The sequence below is a fragment of the Roseovarius sp. SCSIO 43702 genome (genome assembly GCF_019599045.1).
Taxonomy (GTDB): Bacteria; Pseudomonadota; Alphaproteobacteria; order Rhodobacterales; family Rhodobacteraceae; genus Roseovarius.
The window spans coordinates 2,034,172-2,050,495 of sequence record NZ_CP080623.1 but is presented as its reverse complement, the minus strand read 5'-3'; the positions used below and the strand labels follow the sequence as shown (position 1 = coordinate 2,050,495).

Below are 16,324 nucleotides of genomic sequence, written 5' to 3'. Positions count from 1 at the left end.
CGGGGATGGCGGGGCCGGAGCATATCGTCGTCGGCGGAGCGCCCGAGGGGTTCGACGCGCGGCTCATCCTCGAGGAGGTGGCGCGGCGCGGCGGGCCCGTCTGTCACGTGGCACGCGACGACAAGCGGATGGCCGCGATGCAGGCGGCGCTGCGCTTCTTCGCGCCCGACATGCCGGTGATCACCTTTCCCGGCTGGGATTGCCTGCCCTATGACCGGGTGTCGCCCAATGCCGATATCGCGGCGACGCGGATGGCCACGCTGGCGGGGCTCGTGCATGGCGGGCCGGAGCGGTTCGTGCTCCTGACCACGCTCAACGCGGCCACGCAGAAGGTGCCGGCGCGCGAGGTGCTGCGCGAGGCCGCGTTCTCGGCGCGGGTGGATGAGCGGATCAACGAGGAGGCGCTGCGCGGCTTTCTCGTGCGGATGGGGTTCACCCAGGCGCCCACGGTGACGGAGCCGGGCGATTACGCGATCCGGGGCGGGATCATCGACATCTATCCGCCGGGCGAGGCCGGACCGGTGCGGCTCGATCTTTTCGGAGACGTGCTGGATGGTGTGCGGCGGTTCGATCCGGCGACGCAGCGTACGACCGCGAAGCTCGACGCCGTGGAACTGGCGCCGGTGAGCGAGGTGATCCTCGACGATGCGGCGATCACGCGTTTCCGGCAGAATTACCGGATCGAGTTCGGCGCCGCCGGGACCGACGATCCGCTCTACGAGGCGGTGAGCGCGGGACGCAAGCACCAGGGTATCGAGCATTGGCTGCCCTTCTTCCACGAGCGGCTCGAGACGCTTTTCGATTACGTGCCGCAGGCAAGCGTGACGCTCGACGATCAGAGCGACGCGGCGCGGGACGCGCGGTGGCTTTCGATCGTGGACCAGTACGAGGCGCGGGTTCACGCGCTGAAGACCAAGGGGCGGGACGATACCATCTACAAGCCCGTGCCGCCCGCGCATCTCTACCTTGACGATGCGGCGTGGGAGGCGGCCCTGGGCGCGGGGCGGCGGGTGCTGCATTTCTCGCCGCTGCCACGGGCACCGGGGCCGGGGGTGATCGACGCGGGCGCGCGGGTGGGCCGCAACTTCGCGCCCGAGCGGCAGCAGGAGAACGTGAACCTTTTCGAGGCGCTGAAGGCGCATGTGGACGACCGGATGGAGCGCGGACCCGTCTGCGTCGCTGCCTATTCGGAGGGCGCGCGCGAGCGGCTGGAGGGGCTTCTGGAGGACGAGGGTCTTCTGGGGGCGGTGAGCGTGACGGATGCCACGCGGATCGGCAAGCGGGGGCTGCACCTGACGGTCTGGCCGCTCGAACACGGGTTCGAGGGGCCGTGGACGCCGGGCGGGGGCAAGGAGGCGGGCTCGCTCACCGTCATCTCGGAGCAGGACATCCTGGGCGACCGGCTGATCCGCGCGCCCAAGAAGCGGCGTCGCGCCGAGAATTTCCTGAGCGAGGCGCAGAGCCTCAGTGCCGGCGACCTCGTCGTGCATGTCGATCACGGGATCGGGCGGTATCTCGGCCTCGAGGTGGTGACGGCGGCGGGGGCGGCGCATGAATGCCTCGTGCTGGAATACGCGGAAGGCGCGAAGCTCTACCTGCCGGTGGAGAATATCGAGCTTCTGAGCCGTTACGGCCACGAGGAGGGTCTGCTCGACAAGCTGGGCGGGGGCGCCTGGCAGGCCAAGAAGGCCAGGCTCAAGGAGCGCATCCGCGAGATGGCCGACCGGCTCATCCGCGTGGCGGCGGAGCGCGCGCTGCGGACCGCGCCGGTGTTCGAGCCCGAGCATCACGCGTGGGAGAGCTTCGCGGCGCGCTTCCCCTACCAGGAGACCGACGACCAGCTGCGCGCGATCGAGGACGTGATGACGGACCTTTCGTCGGGGACGCCGATGGACCGGCTCATCTGTGGCGACGTGGGTTTCGGCAAGACGGAAGTGGCGATGCGCGCGGCCTTCGTCGCCGCCATGTCGGGGAGCCAGGTCGCGGTGATCGCGCCCACGACGCTCCTGGCGCGGCAGCACTACCAGAGCTTTGCCGAGCGGTTCCGTGGCTTCCCGGTGACGGTTGCGCCGCTTTCGCGCTTCGTATCGAGCGCGCAGGCAGCCAAGACGCGCGAGGGGCTGGCCAAGGGGCAGGTGGATATCGTCGTGGGGACACACGCGCTCCTGGCGAAATCGGTCCGGTTCAAGAACCTCGGCCTGCTGATCGTGGACGAGGAACAGCGGTTCGGCGTGGCGCACAAGGAACGGCTGAAGCAGATGCGCTCGGACGTGCATGTGCTCACGCTCACGGCGACGCCCATTCCGCGCACGCTGCAACTGAGCCTGTCGGGCGTGCGGGACCTGTCGATCATCGGCACGCCGCCGGTGGACCGCCTGTCGATCCGCACCTACGTGAGCGAGTTCGACCGCGTGACGATCCGCGAGGCGCTCCTGCGCGAGCATTACCGGGGCGGGCAGAGCTTCTACGTGGTGCCGCGCATCAGCGACCTGCCCGAGATCGAGGCCTTCCTGCAGGAGCAGGTGCCGGAGGTGAGCTACGTGGTGGCGCATGGGCAGATGGCCGCGGGTGAGCTGGACCAACGCATGAACGCCTTCTACGACGGGAAATACGACGTGCTCCTGGCCACGACGATCGTGGAATCGGGGCTCGACATCCCGCGTGCCAACACGATGGTGGTGCATCGCGCGGACATGTTCGGGCTGAGCCAGCTCTACCAGATCCGGGGCCGCGTGGGACGTGCCAAGCTGCGCGCCTATGCCTATCTCACCACGAAGCCCCGCATGAAGCTGACGCCGGCCGCCGAGAAGCGGCTGCGGGTGCTGGGCTCGCTCGACACGCTGGGCGCGGGGTTCACGCTCGCCAGCCAGGACCTCGACATTCGCGGGGCCGGAAACCTTCTGGGCGAGGAACAGTCCGGCCAGATGCGCGACGTGGGATACGAGCTTTACCAGTCGATGCTGGAAGAGGCGATCGCCAAGATCAAGGCGGGCGAGATGGAGGGCCTGAGCGAGGCCGACGAACAATGGGCGCCGCAGATCAATCTCGGGGTGCCGGTGCTCATCCCCGAGGATTACGTCCCCGATCTCGACGTGCGGCTGGGGCTTTACCGGCGTCTGAGCGGGCTCGAGACCAAGGTGGAGCTGGAAGGGTTCGCCGCCGAGCTGATCGACCGTTTCGGCAAGCTACCGCGCGAGGTGAACATGCTGCTGCTCATCGTGCGGATCAAGGCGATGTGCCGGCGCGCCGGCATCGCCAAGCTGGACGGTGGCCCCAAGGGTGCGACGATCCAGTTCCACAACGACAAGTTCGCGTCGCCGGAGGGGCTGGTGGAGTTCATCAAGGCGCAGGACGGCCTCGCGAAGGTCCGCGACAACAAGATCGTCGTGCGGCGGGACTGGAAGAAGGAGAGCGACCGGGTGAAGGGCGCCTTCGCCATCGCGCGGGACCTGGCGGAGAAGGTGGTCGCGAAGGGTCGGTCCGACAAGCGCCCCGCGTCCCGCCCGGAGCCGAAAGGGCGAAAATAGGCCGGGCCGGTCACTTTGGACTTTCCATTTCCGCGCGATCGTGGTCCGCCGCTCATGATGCGCGGGACGCGCAGTCCCGAGAAATGATTAGAGGAGACTTGTCATGGCAAGCGACACCATAGATCCGCGACAACCATCTTTCGGGCTGGCGCTCGTTCCGGTCATCCTGACGCTGATGGTGCTGGGCGTTCAGCTTTTCTACTTCGACGATTTCACCCCGCATATTCCGCTGGCCATCGGCCTCGCCATCACGTCGCTGGTGGGTCTTTACCTGGGTCATGACTGGCGCAACATGGAAGAGGGCATCTTTCGCGTCATCAACGTCTCGCTTCCCTCGGTTTCGATCCTGATCGTTGTCGGCATGATCGTGGGCGTCTGGATCGCCTCGGGCACCGTTCCGACGCTGATCTATTACGGGCTGAAGATCCTGTCGCCGAGCATTTTCCTTGCAGCGGCAATGATCATGTGCGCGGTGGTGTCGGTCTCGCTCGGCACGAGTTGGGGCACGGTGGGCACGATCGGCCTTGCACTGATGGGGATCGGCGCCGGTTTCGACGTGCCCGTTTACTGGACGGCGGGCGCGGTGGTTTCGGGCGCGTTCTTCGGGGACAAGATCTCGCCCCTGTCGGATACCACGAACCTTGCGCCGGCGGTGACGGGGGTCGATCTCTTCGATCACATCCGCAACATGTTTCCGACGACGATCCCGTCGATGCTGATCGCGCTCGTGATCTATATCTGGGCGGGCTATGCCCTGATCGGCCAGAGCGAGGTGTCTTTCGAGCGGATCGAGAGCATCACCGGCGCGCTCGACGCGAGTTTCGTGATCTCGCCCTGGATGCTGCTGCCGGCGATCCTCGTGCTGCTGCTGGCCATCCTGAAGCAACCGCCGATCCCGTCGCTTTTCGCCGGCGTGGTCACGGGCGCCATCACGGCGATGATCGCCCAGGGGGCCTCGCTGCATGACACCTTCACCTTCGCCAATTCGGGCTATGCCATCGACACAGGCGTCGCCGAGATCGACAGCCTGCTCAACCGCGGCGGCATCCAGTCGATGATGTGGACGATCTCGCTTATCCTGATCGCGCTCGGCTTCGGCGGGGCGCTGGAGCGGACGAGATGCCTTCAGGCGATCATCGACAAGATCCTGTCCAAGGTCCATTCCTTCTCGGGCGTCCAGACCGCGGCCATCGCGACCTCGACGGCGACCAACCTTGTCGCGGGCGATCCGTATCTGTCGATCGCGCTTCCGGGCCGGATGTACTCGCCCGTCTATCGCGGGATGAGACGGTCCACGCTGAATCTCAGCCGCGCGATCGAGGAGGGCGGCACGCTTGTCTCGCCGCTCATCCCGTGGAATGCGGGCGGGGCGTTCGTCATCACCGCCCTGGGCCTCGGCATCGTCGAGGGCAATTACGAGAACCTGCTGTATATCCCCCTGGCCTTTGCCTGCTGGTTGTCGCCGATCATCGGGATTTTCTATGCCTGGACGGGCTTCTTCTCGCCCATGGCGAGCGACGAGCAGCGGCGCGACTGGCGCGAGCATGACCGTGCCGTGACGGATCTGAGCGGATATGGCTACGACGATCCCTTCGAGGGCCTCGAGCCCCCGGTCGAACCGGCGCGGTAAAGGGGCGCGCATCACCCGGGAAAACAGAAGGGCCTGCGTCCGGTGGGAGGCAGGCCCGTTCGTGTGGATGAGACGCGGCGGGGCGGCTATTCAGGCGGGCTATCCCCGGCCTTCCGCGCCTTGAACTCGCGGGCGCGCTCGACCAGCAGGGCGCGGGCCTTGATGTTGGCGCGGCGGACGCGGATGGCGGTGAGGAAGGCTTCCTCGGCGGTCTGGGAGGACGCGCCGAGAACCTTCTTGATGTCGGCGATGATCTGTTCGTCGCCGTCGGTCGCCTCCATGAACTTGATCACGTCGCGCGCGAGCTCGTCGGCCAGGTCCTCGGTCACGCCCATGGCTCAGCGCGTCCCCTCGGTCAGCCGTCGTTTCACGTAGCTCGTCACCGTCTCGATCATCGGCTCCATGTGGGGGTCCTGGAAGAAATGGTCGGCGCCCTCGAGCTCCTCGTGCGTGATGGTGATGCCCTGCTGTTCCTTCAGCTTGGCGACGAGGGCATGGGTATCCTGCGGCGGCGCCACGCGGTCGTTGGTGCCGTTGATGATCAGGCCCGACGAGGGGCAGGGGGCGAGGAAGGAGAAATCGTACATGTTGGCCGGCGGCGAGACCGAGACGAAGCCCGTGATCTCGGGGCGGCGCATGAGAAGCTGCATCCCGATCCAGGCGCCGAAGGAGAAGCCCGCGACCCAGCAATGCTTGGAATTGGCATTCATCGACTGGAGATAGTCGAGCGCGGAGGCGGCATCCGAAAGCTCGCCCACGCCCTGGTCGTATTCGCCCTGGCTTCGCCCGACGCCCCGGAAGTTGAAGCGCAGGACGGTGAAGCCCATGTTGTAGAAGGCGTAATGGAGATTGTAGACCACCTTGTTGTTCATCGTGCCGCCGAATTGCGGATGCGGATGCAGGACGATGGCGACGGGGGCGTCTTTCTCCTTCTGGGGGTGGTAGCGGCCTTCGAGCCGGCCCTCGGGGCCGGGAAAGATAACCTCGGGCATGGTCGTTCCTTCGACGGTTCGGGGGCGGGCCTTGCTTGACGGAATGGCCGTGCCACCTTAGAACGTTTCTAAGTTTCTCGACGCGTTGGGTCGGCTGGTCCCGCAGATACGCAATGGTCGGGGCAAGGTCAATCAATTCGGCGGGGGCGACGCCCATGAAACTGAGCACCAAGGGGCGATACGCGATGGTGGCGCTTGCCGACATCGCCATGGAGCAGGCGGGGGGACTCGTGACCCTGGGCGACGTGTCGCGCCGGCAGGACATTTCGCTGCCCTACCTGGAGCAGTTGTTCGTCAAGCTGCGGCGCGCCGACCTCGTGACGTCGGTGCGGGGGCCCGGCGGCGGGTACCGCCTGTCGCGGCCCGCCTCGGAGATCCGCGTGGCCGAGGTGCTGGCCGCCGTCGACGAGACGGTCGATGCGCTGCACAAGGGCGCAGGTGCCACGGGCGGGGCGAGCGGGTCGAAGGCGCAGTCGATGACGAACCGGCTCTGGGAAGGGCTGAGCGCGCATGTCTATGTCTTCCTGCACCAGACGCGGTTGAGCGACGTGATCGGCAACAGCCTTGCCCCCTGTCCGGCGGTGCCGACCCTGTTCGCGGTGGTGGACGAGGAATGAGCGGCGCGCCGGTGCGGGGATCCGCGTCGCCGTCGGCGTCGCGGGGGAAGGGGCCCTGCCCCTCTTGGCCTGCGGCCAATTCACCCCGGGATATTTCAGGCAAGAAGAAGGGGCGGGCATGACGCGCGTCTATCTCGATCACAACGCGACGATGCCGCTGCGGCCCGAGGCGCGTGCGGCGATGATCGCGGCCATGGACCTCGTCGGCAACCCGTCGAGCGTGCATACCGAGGGGCGCGCGGCCAAGGGCCTGATGGAGCGCGCCCGCGGGCAGGTGGCGGCGGCTTTGGGCGCCGAGGGGGCGGACGTGATCTTCACCTCCGGTGCGACCGAGGCCGCGGCGCTGGCCTGCGCGGGACGCGACCTGGAAGGCGCGGGCATCGAGCATGACGCGGTGCGGGCCTGGATCCGCGAAAGCCTGGCGGTGGGGCGCGACGGTCTCGTCGTGCCGGGCACGCCGGAGCGCGCGGTATTGCAGGCCGCCAATTCCGAGACGGGGATCGTGCAGCGGCTGCCGCAGGGCCTCGCCGTGTGCGACATGACGCAGGCCTTCGGCAAACTGCCCGTCGCGTTCAACTGGAGCGGGGCCGGGATGGCGCTCGTCTCGGCGCACAAGATCGGGGGGCCGAAGGGTGTGGGCGCGCTGGTCGTGAAGCGCGGCACGGAGGTGGCGGCCCGGATCAGGGGCGGCGGGCAGGAAATGGGCCGGCGGTCGGGGACCGAGAACCTCGTGGGGATCGCGGGATTCGGCGCCGCCGCGGAGGCCGCCGCGCGCGATCTGGCCGAGGGAACCTGGGCCGGGGTGGAGAAACTTAGAAACATTCTAGAAAACCTGCTTGAGGAATCCTCAAAAGAGACTATTTTTGTCGGGAAATCAGCGGAGCGGCTGCCCAACACCTCCTGCTTCGTCACCCCCGGCTGGAAAGGGGAGACGCAGGTGATGGCGCTCGACCTCGCGGGGTTTGCCGTCTCGGCCGGATCGGCCTGTTCGAGCGGCAAGACGCAGGCGAGCCACGTGTTGGGGGCCATGGGGTTCGACGAGACGGAGGCCGGATCGGCGCTTCGGGTCTCGCTGGGCCCCGCGACGACCGAGGACGAGATCACGCGCTTTGCCGAAGCCTGGGCGAAGCTTCGCGAGAAACACCGCGCCCGTGCGGCGTGAGTTGAGAGGAGAGACGAGATGGCGGCTCTGGACGATGTGCAGGTCAAGGAAGGTGTCGACCGCGAGACGGTCGATGCGGTGCGCGAGGTGGGGAGCAGCTACAAGCATGGCTGGAACACCGATATCGAGATGGAATATGCGCCGAAGGGTCTCACGCCCGATATCGTGCGGCTGATCTCGGAAAAGAACGAAGAACCCGCCTGGATGACCGAGTGGCGGCTCGAGGCCTATGAGCGGTGGCTCACCAAGGAAGAGCCCGACTGGGCCATGGTGGATTACCCCGAGATCAACTTCCAGGACCAGTATTACTACGCGCGTCCCAAGTCGATGGAGGTGAAGCCCAAGTCGCTCGACGATGTCGACCCGAAGCTGCTCGAGACCTACGAGAAGCTGGGGATCCCGCTCAAGGAGCAGATGATCCTTGCAGGTGTCGAAGGGGCCGAGGCCGCGCCGGCGGAGGGCCGAAAGGTGGCCGTGGACGCGGTGTTCGATTCCGTGTCGGTGGGAACGACCTTCCAGGCGGAGCTGCGGAAGGCGGGGGTGATCTTCTGCTCGATCAGCGAGGCCATTCGCGAGCATCCCGAACTGGTGAAGAAGTATCTCGGGAGCGTCGTGCCGCAGTCGGACAACTTCTATGCGACGCTCAACTCGGCGGTCTTCTCGGACGGCTCGTTCGTCTATGTGCCGCCGGGGGTGCGCTGCCCGATGGAGCTCAGCACCTATTTCCGCATCAACGCCGAGAATACCGGCCAGTTCGAGCGCACGCTCATCATCGCCGACAAGGGATCCTATGTCAGCTACCTCGAGGGCTGCACCGCGCCGCAGCGCGACATCGCGCAGCTTCACGCGGCGGTGGTGGAGATCATCGTCGAGGAGGACGCGGAGGTGAAATACTCGACCGTCCAGAACTGGTATCCGGGCGACGAGAACGGCAAGGGCGGCATCTACAACTTCGTCACCAAGCGCGCCGATTGCCGGGGCGACCGGTCGAAGGTGATGTGGACGCAGGTGGAAACCGGGTCGGCGGTCACGTGGAAGTATCCCAGCTGCATCCTGCGCGGCGACGAGAGCCAGGGCGAGTTCTATTCCATCGCCATCGCCAACAACATGCAGCAGGCCGATACCGGCACGAAGATGGTGCACCTGGGCAAGAACACGCGGAGCCGTATCGTCTCGAAGGGGATCAGCGCGGGCCGCGCGCAGAACACCTATCGCGGGCTCGTCTCGATGCACCCGAAGGCCAAGGACAGCCGCAACTATACCCAGTGCGACAGCCTGCTGATCGGGGACAAGTGCGGCGCGCATACGGTGCCGTATATCGAGGTCCGCAACAATTCGAGCCGGGTGGAACACGAGGCGACGACATCGAAGGTGGACGATGACCAGATGTTCTATTGCCGTCAGCGCGGCATGGACGAGGAGGAGGCCGTGGCGCTTGTCGTGAACGGGTTCTGCAAGGACGTGCTGCAGGCGCTGCCGATGGAGTTCGCCATGGAGGCGCAGCAGCTGGTGGCCATTTCGCTCGAGGGAAGCGTCGGCTAGGCGGTGGGCGCGATGCCCACCCCGCGGCTCCGACCGAGGGTCTGCAGATGGATGACGTGGTTTCCATGAAACGCCCCGAATTGACGCTGCCCGAGGCAGAGGCCGGGCGGGTGCGCGCGGCCTATGAAGAGGCGCGCGTGATCCTCGAATACGGTTCGGGCGGGTCGACTGTGATGGCGGGCGAGATGCCGGGCAAGCGCGTCTTCTCGGTCGAGAGCGACGAGGACTGGGCGGCGATGATGCAGGGCTGGTTCGATGCCAATCCGCCGCGTTCGGAGGTCGACGTGATCTGGTCGGACGTGGGCGAGACGAAGGCGTGGGGCTATCCGAAGCGGGCGGACGACTACATGAAGTTCGCGCGCTATCCCCTCGGTGTCTGGGATCTCGACGAGTTCGAGCAACCCGACGTGGTGCTCGTGGATGGCCGGTTCAGAACCGGCTGCGCGATGGCGACGGCGCTGCGGACGGCGAGGCCGGTCACGCTTCTCTTCGACGATTACGCGCCGCGCAGACAGTATCACAAGGTCGAGCGGCTTCTCGGGGAGCCCCGGTATCACGGGCGCCTGGCCGAGTTCGAGGTTCGGCCGCTGGCGCTCGACCCCGCCGACCTGCTCACGACGATAGAAATGATGATCCGGCCCTGAGCGCCGATCGGGATGAAAGGATGAAGAAGATGTTGGAAATCAAGAACCTGCACGTCAAGCTCGAGGAAGAGGACAAGCGCATCCTGAAAGGGGTCGACCTCACCGTCGAGGGTGGCAAGGTCCATGCGATCATGGGGCCGAACGGGTCGGGCAAGTCGACGCTGAGCTACGTGCTGGCGGGGCGTGACGGCTACGAGGTGACCGAAGGGTCGGCGACGCTCGAAGGCGAGGACATCCTCGGGATGGAGCCCGAGGAGCGCGCGGCGGCGGGGCTTTTCCTGGCGTTCCAGTATCCCGTCGAGATCCCAGGCGTGGGGAACATGACCTTCCTGCGCACGGCGGTGAACGCGCAGCGCAAGGCGCGCGGCGAGGAGGAGATCAGCGCGACCGATTTCCTCAAGGAGATCCGTGCCAGGGCCAAGAGCCTCCAGATCGACGCCGACATGCTCAAGCGGCCCGTTAACGTGGGCTTCTCGGGCGGCGAGAAGAAGCGCAACGAGATCCTTCAGATGGCGATGCTCGAGCCCAAGATGTGCATCCTCGACGAGACGGATTCGGGCCTTGACGTGGATGCGATGAAGCTGGTGGCGCAGGGCGTCAACGCGCTGCGCGATGCGGGGCGCGGGTTCCTCGTCATCACCCATTACCAGCGGCTTCTGGATCATATCAAACCCGATGTCGTGCATATCATGGCCGATGGCCGCATCGTGAAATCCGGCGGGCCCGAGCTTGCGATCGAGGTGGAGACGAACGGATATGCAGACATCATCGCGGAGGAGGCATGACCATGTTGCCGGTTCGCAAACACGCACCAACCCCGCAGAAGCAGGAGGCGACCGAGGCGCGCATCAAGGCGCTGAGCATGCCCGAGGGCGGTGTCTGGGCCGGTGAGGCGCGCGCGGCGGCGCTTGCGCGCGTGCGCAAGTCCGGCCTGCCCGCGCGGCGGGACGAGTACTGGAAATTCACCCGGCCCGACAGCCTGGTCGAGCCCGAGGCGCCGCGGGCGGCGCTGTTCGATGCGGGCGACGAGACTGTCTTCGGCGGGGTCGATGCGCTGAAGCTCGTCTTCGTGGACGGGGCGTTCGACGCCGAGGCGAGCGACGATCCGACGCTGGAGGGGGTTCGCATCGAGCGGTTCGCCGACGCGATGGCGAAGGACATTCACTGGGCGCGCGATCTTTACGGCGCGCTGGAGGAGCGGGGGCAGTCGCATGTGGATCGTCCGCTTGCCGCGCTCAACACGGCCTTTGCGCCCGACGGCATCCTGCTGCATGTCACGGGCCGCGCGTCGAAGCCCGTTCACCTGATCTATCACCACGCATCCGAGACCTCGGACGCGATGCTGCATCACGTGGTCAAGTTGGAGGAGGGGGCCGAGATCACCCTGCTCGAGAGCGGGCCGGCCGCGGCGCGGTTCAACGCGGTGATGGAGGTGGACGTGGGTGACGAGGCGTCGTTCCACCACGTCCGCGTCCAGGGCCGCGATCACGAGCGGCGGGCGGTCACGCATCTTTTCGGGCGGCTGGGCCGGGAGAGCGCCTTCAAGTCGTTCACCATGACCGCGAATGGCGTGATGACGCGCAACGAGGCGGTGCTGGAACTGACCGGCGATGACGCCTCGGCGCATATCGCGGGCGCGGCCATGGGCGATGGGGACTTCCATCAGGACGACACGGTCTTCGTCACGCATGATGCCGAACGCTGCGAAAGCCGGCAGGTGTTCAAGAAAGTGCTGCGCAACGGCGCGACGGGCGTGTTCCAGGGCAAGATCCTCGTGAAGCCGGGGGCGCAGAAGACCGACGGCTACCAGATCAGCCAGTCGCTCCTGCTGGACGGGGACAGCCAATTCCTCGCCAAGCCCGAGCTCGAGATCTACGCCGATGACGTGGCCTGTTCGCACGGCTCGACCAGTGGGGCGATCGACGAGGATGCGCTCTTCTACCTGCAGGCACGGGGCATCCCGCGCGAGATCGCGACCGACCTGCTGACGCTGGCCTTCCTGGCCGAGGCGGTCGAGGAGATCGCCGACGAGGCGCTTCGCGACGAGGTCGTCGTCCTGCTCGAGGGTTGGCTCGAGAGAAGGCGCGGCTGATGTCGGTCGCCCGCGAGATCGTGGCGACCTACAGGGGGCCGGGCCGCGTGGTCCGGCGCCTTCTGGCGTCCGGCGGGCACGAGGGGCGGGCGCTCGCCATCCTGATGGCGGCCTGCCTGATCATCTTCGTGGCGCAATGGCCGCGCCTCGCGCGGGAGGCGCATCTGGCCGAGCGCGAGCTGAACCCGCTGCTGGGCGGCGCGCTTCTGGGCTGGCTCTTCATCGCGCCGCTCTTCTTCTATGCGCTGGCGCTTGTCGCGCATTTGGTGAGCCGGGCCTTCGGGGGCGAGGGCAGTGGCTATGCCGCGCGCCTTGCCCTCTTCTGGGCGCTTCTGGCCTCGACACCGCTCATCCTCTTGCACGGGCTGGTCGCCGGGTTCATCGGGCCGGGGCCCGGCCTCGTGATCGTGGGCGTGCTGTGGTGCGCGGTTTTCCTGTGGTTCTGGATCGCGGGCATGCGTGCCGCGGAGTGGGGGCGGGTCGCATCATGACGGCGAGCGGACTTCTGAAAGACCTGTTGCGGCAAACCCTGACCGATCCGCGCGAGGCGGGGCGGCGGATCATCGCGATGGGTTGGCCCGCGCAGGTGCTCTGGCTCACGCTGAGCCTCATCGCGGTGGTGATGTCGCTTCTGATGTCGGCGCTCCTGCAGGCCGCGCCGCTTCCCGACGACCCTATGGGCGACATGCTGCGCCTCAGCCCGGCTTACTACAGCCCGCTGCTCTTTGCCGCTCTGCAATGGGTTCAGGCGATCGTGTCGGTCTTCGCGCTCACGGTGGTGGGCCGCGCCTTCGGCGGCACCGCGCGGGTCGAGGACATGCTGGCCGTCACGATCTGGCTGCAGATCGTGGCGCTGATCCTCGGGCTCGGCGTGATCGTGGTGGGGGTCATCCTGCCGCCACTCGGGGCATTCGCGATCCTGGCCTACCTGGCCTGGGCGCTTTTCATCACCCTCGCGCTCATCGACGCGGCGCATGGGTTCGACAACATCTTCAAGGCCCTCGGGGTCCTCGTCGCGACGATCATCGCGCTGACCTTGATCTCGGCCATTCTGGCGGGTCTTCTCGGAATCACGGCAACGGGGACGTAGGCCATGTGGGACATCGACAAGATCAGGGCGGATTTCCCGATCCTGAGCCGCGAGGTGAACGGCAAGCCGCTCGTCTATCTCGACAACGGCGCATCCGCGCAGAAACCGCAGGTGGTGATCGACGCGGTGACCACGGCCTATTCGCATGAATATGCGAATGTTCATCGCGGCCTGCACACGCTGAGCAACATCGCGACCGAGAAATACGAGGCCGTGCGCGGTATCATCGCGCGCTTCCTCGGTGTCGCGGACGAACGGCAGATCGTGCTGAATTCGGGCACCACCGAAGGCATCAACATGGTGGCCTATGGCTGGGCCATGCCGCGGATGGAGGCGGGCGACGAGATCATCCTGTCGGTGATGGAGCATCACGCCAATATCGTCCCCTGGCATTTCCTGCGCGAGCGGCAGGGGGTGGTGCTGAAATGGGTGGATACGGAGCCCGATGGCGCGCTCGACCCCGAGAAGGTGATCGACGCGATCTGCCCGCGCACCAAGCTCATTGCGCTGACGCAGCTTTCCAACGTGCTGGGCACGCGGGTGGACCTGCCGCCGATCATCGCGGCTGCGCATGAGCGGGGCGTTCCGGTGCTGGTCGATGGCAGCCAGGGCGCGGTGCATGGGCCGGTCAACCTGGACGAGCTGGGCTGCGATTTCTACGCGATCACCGGCCACAAGCTTTATGGTCCGTCGGGTTCCGGCGCGATTTTCGTGAAGAACGAGCGCCTTGCCGAGATGCGGCCCTTCATGGGCGGGGGAGATATGATTCGCGATGTGTCGAAAGACATCGTGACCTACGCGGATCCGCCGATGAAGTTCGAGGCCGGGACGCCCGGAATCGTGCAAACCATCGGTTTCGGCGCCGCTTTGGAGTATCTGATGGGCCTCGGGATGGAAAATGTGGCCGCCCACGAGGACCGTTTGCGCGACCGCGCGGTCGAAAAACTCCAAGGTTTGAACTGGCTGATGCAACAAGGCACCACTCGGGACAAGGCCGCGATCTTCAGCTTCAGCATGAACGGTGCCGCGCATCCCCATGATATTTCTACCATTTTGGACAAGAAGGGGGTCGCGGTGAGGGCCGGGCACCATTGCGCAGGTCCGCTCATGGACCACCTTGGTGTCACAGCCACTTGCCGCGCATCGTTCGGCTTATATAACACAGATGCGGAGGTCGATGCGCTTGTGGATGCGTTGGAACTTGCCCACGATTTGCTCGTTTGAGTAGACATGGGGCGTCGGACGCGACATGAGTGTCACATGTGGAAGGAAATTCCTGCTGCATGGCATCGACAAACCCGCACTGGCCTTGCTAAGGTCAAACTGTTGCTAAACTTGGAGCCAAACGTATGAAACTTTTCAAAATCCCCGCGGTCATCGCGCTGAGCCTCGTCGCTGCAGCATGCTCGCAGCAGCAAGCAGAACCCGAGCCCGTCTATGTCGAGCCCGAGCCCGTCTATGACAAATACGGCAACCCGGTCTAAGGCCACGCCTTGGATTTGATTGCGCCGCCGGTTCCTGTCGGAGCCGGCGGTTTTCTTTTGTCTCGCCGGAATGCGGGATTTTCAAGATTGCACGCCCCCGGGCCGCCCGGTATAGAGCGCACACGCGGCACCTGTAGCTCAGCTGGATAGAGCGCTGCCCTCCGAAGGCAGAGGCCAGAGGTTCGAATCCTCTCAGGTGCGCCATTCCACTTTCATCCGCCCCTTGCGCCTATGTCGCATGACCATTGCGCCGGATGCGTCGGGCCGCGCGCGCGGCGCCGCTTGCCGGGGCGTCGTGGCTGCGGTATCAGGCCCACCTGTAGCACGAAGAAGAGGCCCCCATGCGCGCGGAAATTCAGACGGTTGTGCAGGAGATCGAAACCTCGCTGGAGCTTTTGCGGCAGCGTATGGACTGGGACACCGCCCGGCACCGCATGGAGGAATTCAACGCGCGGGTGGAGGACCCGAAGCTCTGGGACGATCCGGCCCGGGCGCAGAAGCTCATGCGCGAGCGGCAGGCGCTTGTCGACGCGCTCGAGACCCATGACACGATCCAGCGCGAGCTGACCGACAATGTCGAGCTCATCGAGCTGGGCGAGATGGAGGATGACGCCGAGGTGGTCCGCGAGGCCGAGAGCGCGCTCAAGGCGCTGAGGGAGCGCGCGGCGGCCAAGGAGCTCGAGGCGCTTCTGAACGGCGAGGCGGATGCCAACGACACCTTTCTCGAGATCAACGCGGGCGCGGGTGGCACGGAATCCTGCGACTGGGCCAGCATGCTAGCGCGGATGTATGTGCGGTGGGCCGAGAAGCGCGGCTACACGGTCGAGCTGCAATCCGAAAGCCCGGGCGAGGAAGCCGGCATCAAGTCGGCGGCTTACAAGATCAGCGGGCACAACGCCTATGGCTGGCTCAAGTCGGAAAGCGGTGTGCATCGCCTCGTGCGGATCAGCCCCTTCGACAGCGCGGCCAAGCGGCACACGTCGTTCTGTTCGGTCTGGGTCTATCCGGTGGTGGATGACGATATCGAGATCGAGGTGAACCCGGCGGATATTCGCGTGGATACCTATCGCAGCTCGGGCGCGGGCGGGCAGCACGTCAACACGACCGACTCGGCCGTGCGGATCACGCACCATCCCACGGGCATCGTCGTGACGAGTTCCGAGAAGTCGCAGCACCAGAACCGCGATATCGCGATGAAGGCGCTGAAATCGCGGCTCTACCAGCTTGAGCTCGATCGCCGGACCGCGGATATCAACGCCGCGCATGAGGCCAAGGGCGACGCGGGCTGGGGCAACCAGATCCGGTCATACGTGCTGCAGCCCTACCAGATGGTGAAGGATCTGCGCACGGGCGTCGAGACGAGCGACACGAAGGGCGTGCTCGACGGCGACCTGGATCAGTTCATGGCGGCGACCCTGGCCATGGATGTGAGCGGCAAGAGCCGGGCCGAGGCGCAGGGCGAGGATTGATGACCCCCCCCCCAGAAGCGGCCGTACCATACCACGCACCGACGATACCGAGCGTCGAATGTTTGTCCGTGTTCA

Annotated in this window: 15 protein-coding genes and 1 tRNA gene; 14 read left to right on the top strand and 2 right to left on the bottom strand. The window is 66.0% G+C overall.

Annotation, left to right across the window (positions count from 1 at the left end):
* Window positions 1-5: 5 nt before the first annotated feature.
* On the top strand, window positions 6-3,527 hold the full coding sequence (gene mfd / locus K1T73_RS10085) for a transcription-repair coupling factor (RefSeq protein WP_220600590.1): 3,522 nt from the start codon (window positions 6-8) through the stop codon (window positions 3,525-3,527).
* 103 nt (window positions 3,528-3,630) lie between these two features.
* Complete coding sequence (gene nhaC / locus K1T73_RS10080) at window positions 3,631-5,157, top strand: Na+/H+ antiporter NhaC (protein WP_220600589.1); 1,527 nt, start codon at window positions 3,631-3,633, stop codon at window positions 5,155-5,157.
* 86 nt (window positions 5,158-5,243) lie between these two features.
* Here the strand turns inward: nhaC and K1T73_RS10075 are convergent, their stop codons facing one another.
* Window positions 5,244-5,492: a hypothetical protein gene (locus K1T73_RS10075; protein WP_220600588.1), complete on the bottom strand. Its 249-nt coding sequence runs from the start codon at window positions 5,490-5,492 to the stop codon at window positions 5,244-5,246.
* Window positions 5,493-5,495: 3 nt separating this feature from the next.
* Window positions 5,496-6,149, bottom strand: a complete 654-nt coding sequence (locus tag K1T73_RS10070; protein ID WP_220600587.1) for an alpha/beta hydrolase — start codon at window positions 6,147-6,149, stop codon at window positions 5,496-5,498.
* A 155-nt stretch (window positions 6,150-6,304) separates the two neighbouring features.
* On the opposite strand from K1T73_RS10070, the gene K1T73_RS10065 reads away from it, so the two are divergent.
* The 12 genes from K1T73_RS10065 (at window position 6,305) to prfB (ending at window position 16,249) form a co-directional block, all read left to right on the top strand.
* Window positions 6,305-6,766, top strand: coding sequence for an Rrf2 family transcriptional regulator (locus tag K1T73_RS10065; RefSeq protein WP_220600586.1), 462 nt, complete (start codon window positions 6,305-6,307; stop codon window positions 6,764-6,766).
* A gap of 118 nt (window positions 6,767-6,884) precedes the next feature.
* On the top strand, window positions 6,885-7,928 hold the full coding sequence (locus K1T73_RS10060) for a cysteine desulfurase family protein (RefSeq protein WP_220600585.1): 1,044 nt from the start codon (window positions 6,885-6,887) through the stop codon (window positions 7,926-7,928).
* Window positions 7,929-7,946: 18 nt separating this feature from the next.
* On the top strand, window positions 7,947-9,470 hold the full coding sequence (gene sufB, locus K1T73_RS10055; protein WP_220600584.1) for a Fe-S cluster assembly protein SufB: 1,524 nt from the start codon (window positions 7,947-7,949) through the stop codon (window positions 9,468-9,470).
* A gap of 47 nt (window positions 9,471-9,517) precedes the next feature.
* Window positions 9,518-10,114 (top strand): hypothetical protein, encoded by a 597-nt coding sequence (locus K1T73_RS10050; protein ID WP_220600583.1) that lies wholly within the window; start codon window positions 9,518-9,520, stop codon window positions 10,112-10,114.
* Between the two features lie 29 nt (window positions 10,115-10,143).
* Window positions 10,144-10,899 carry a Fe-S cluster assembly ATPase SufC gene (gene sufC, locus K1T73_RS10045; protein WP_220600582.1) on the top strand — a complete coding sequence of 252 codons (756 nt, stop codon included), beginning with the start codon at window positions 10,144-10,146 and terminating at the stop codon, window positions 10,897-10,899.
* Between the two features lie 2 nt (window positions 10,900-10,901).
* Window positions 10,902-12,206: a Fe-S cluster assembly protein SufD gene (sufD, locus tag K1T73_RS10040; RefSeq protein ID WP_220600581.1), complete on the top strand. Its 1,305-nt coding sequence runs from the start codon at window positions 10,902-10,904 to the stop codon at window positions 12,204-12,206.
* Window positions 12,206-12,697: a YIP1 family protein gene (locus tag K1T73_RS10035; protein ID WP_220600580.1), complete on the top strand. Its 492-nt coding sequence runs from the start codon at window positions 12,206-12,208 to the stop codon at window positions 12,695-12,697. Before sufD ends, K1T73_RS10035 begins: the two co-directional genes overlap by 1 nt.
* The gene (locus tag K1T73_RS10030) at window positions 12,694-13,296 is read left to right on the top strand and encodes a Yip1 family protein (RefSeq protein WP_220600579.1); all 603 of its coding nucleotides are present in this window, start codon (window positions 12,694-12,696) and stop codon (window positions 13,294-13,296) included. Before K1T73_RS10035 ends, K1T73_RS10030 begins: the two co-directional genes overlap by 4 nt.
* A 3-nt stretch (window positions 13,297-13,299) precedes the next feature.
* Window positions 13,300-14,520, top strand: a complete 1,221-nt coding sequence (locus K1T73_RS10025) for a cysteine desulfurase (RefSeq protein WP_220600578.1) — start codon at window positions 13,300-13,302, stop codon at window positions 14,518-14,520.
* A 125-nt stretch (window positions 14,521-14,645) separates the two neighbouring features.
* Window positions 14,646-14,780, top strand: coding sequence for a hypothetical protein (locus tag K1T73_RS17910; protein WP_259400212.1), 135 nt, complete (start codon window positions 14,646-14,648; stop codon window positions 14,778-14,780).
* A 127-nt stretch (window positions 14,781-14,907) separates the two neighbouring features.
* Window positions 14,908-14,984, top strand: a tRNA-Arg gene (locus K1T73_RS10020).
* 137 nt (window positions 14,985-15,121) lie between these two features.
* Window positions 15,122-16,249: a peptide chain release factor 2 gene (prfB, locus tag K1T73_RS10015; RefSeq protein ID WP_220600577.1), complete on the top strand. Its 1,128-nt coding sequence runs from the start codon at window positions 15,122-15,124 to the stop codon at window positions 16,247-16,249.
* Window positions 16,250-16,324 lie beyond the last annotated feature (75 nt).

Excerpts from the sequence above, each read along its gene's own strand:
- K1T73_RS10050 (WP_220600583.1), top strand. The coding sequence starts at position 9,518 with ATGGATGACGTGGTTTCCATGAAACGCCCCGAATTGACGCTGCCCGAG.
- sufB (WP_220600584.1), top strand. The coding sequence starts at position 7,947 with ATGGCGGCTCTGGACGATGTGCAGGTCAAGGAAGGTGTCGACCGCGAG.
- K1T73_RS10065 (WP_220600586.1), top strand. The coding sequence starts at position 6,305 with ATGAAACTGAGCACCAAGGGGCGATACGCGATGGTGGCGCTTGCCGAC.
- nhaC (WP_220600589.1), top strand. The coding sequence starts at position 3,631 with ATGGCAAGCGACACCATAGATCCGCGACAACCATCTTTCGGGCTGGCG.
- sufC (WP_220600582.1), top strand. The coding sequence starts at position 10,144 with ATGTTGGAAATCAAGAACCTGCACGTCAAGCTCGAGGAAGAGGACAAG.
- K1T73_RS17910 (WP_259400212.1), top strand. The coding sequence starts at position 14,646 with ATGAAACTTTTCAAAATCCCCGCGGTCATCGCGCTGAGCCTCGTCGCT.
- K1T73_RS10060 (WP_220600585.1), top strand. The coding sequence starts at position 6,885 with ATGACGCGCGTCTATCTCGATCACAACGCGACGATGCCGCTGCGGCCC.
- K1T73_RS10030 (WP_220600579.1), top strand. The coding sequence starts at position 12,694 with ATGACGGCGAGCGGACTTCTGAAAGACCTGTTGCGGCAAACCCTGACC.
- sufD (WP_220600581.1), top strand. The coding sequence starts at position 10,902 with ATGTTGCCGGTTCGCAAACACGCACCAACCCCGCAGAAGCAGGAGGCG.
- mfd (WP_220600590.1), top strand. The coding sequence starts at position 6 with ATGGCGGGGCCGGAGCATATCGTCGTCGGCGGAGCGCCCGAGGGGTTC.
- K1T73_RS10075 (WP_220600588.1), bottom strand. The coding sequence starts at position 5,492 with ATGGGCGTGACCGAGGACCTGGCCGACGAGCTCGCGCGCGACGTGATC.
- K1T73_RS10025 (WP_220600578.1), top strand. The coding sequence starts at position 13,300 with ATGTGGGACATCGACAAGATCAGGGCGGATTTCCCGATCCTGAGCCGC.
- K1T73_RS10035 (WP_220600580.1), top strand. The coding sequence starts at position 12,206 with ATGTCGGTCGCCCGCGAGATCGTGGCGACCTACAGGGGGCCGGGCCGC.
- K1T73_RS10070 (WP_220600587.1), bottom strand. The coding sequence starts at position 6,149 with ATGCCCGAGGTTATCTTTCCCGGCCCCGAGGGCCGGCTCGAAGGCCGC.
- prfB (WP_220600577.1), top strand. The coding sequence starts at position 15,122 with ATGCGCGCGGAAATTCAGACGGTTGTGCAGGAGATCGAAACCTCGCTG.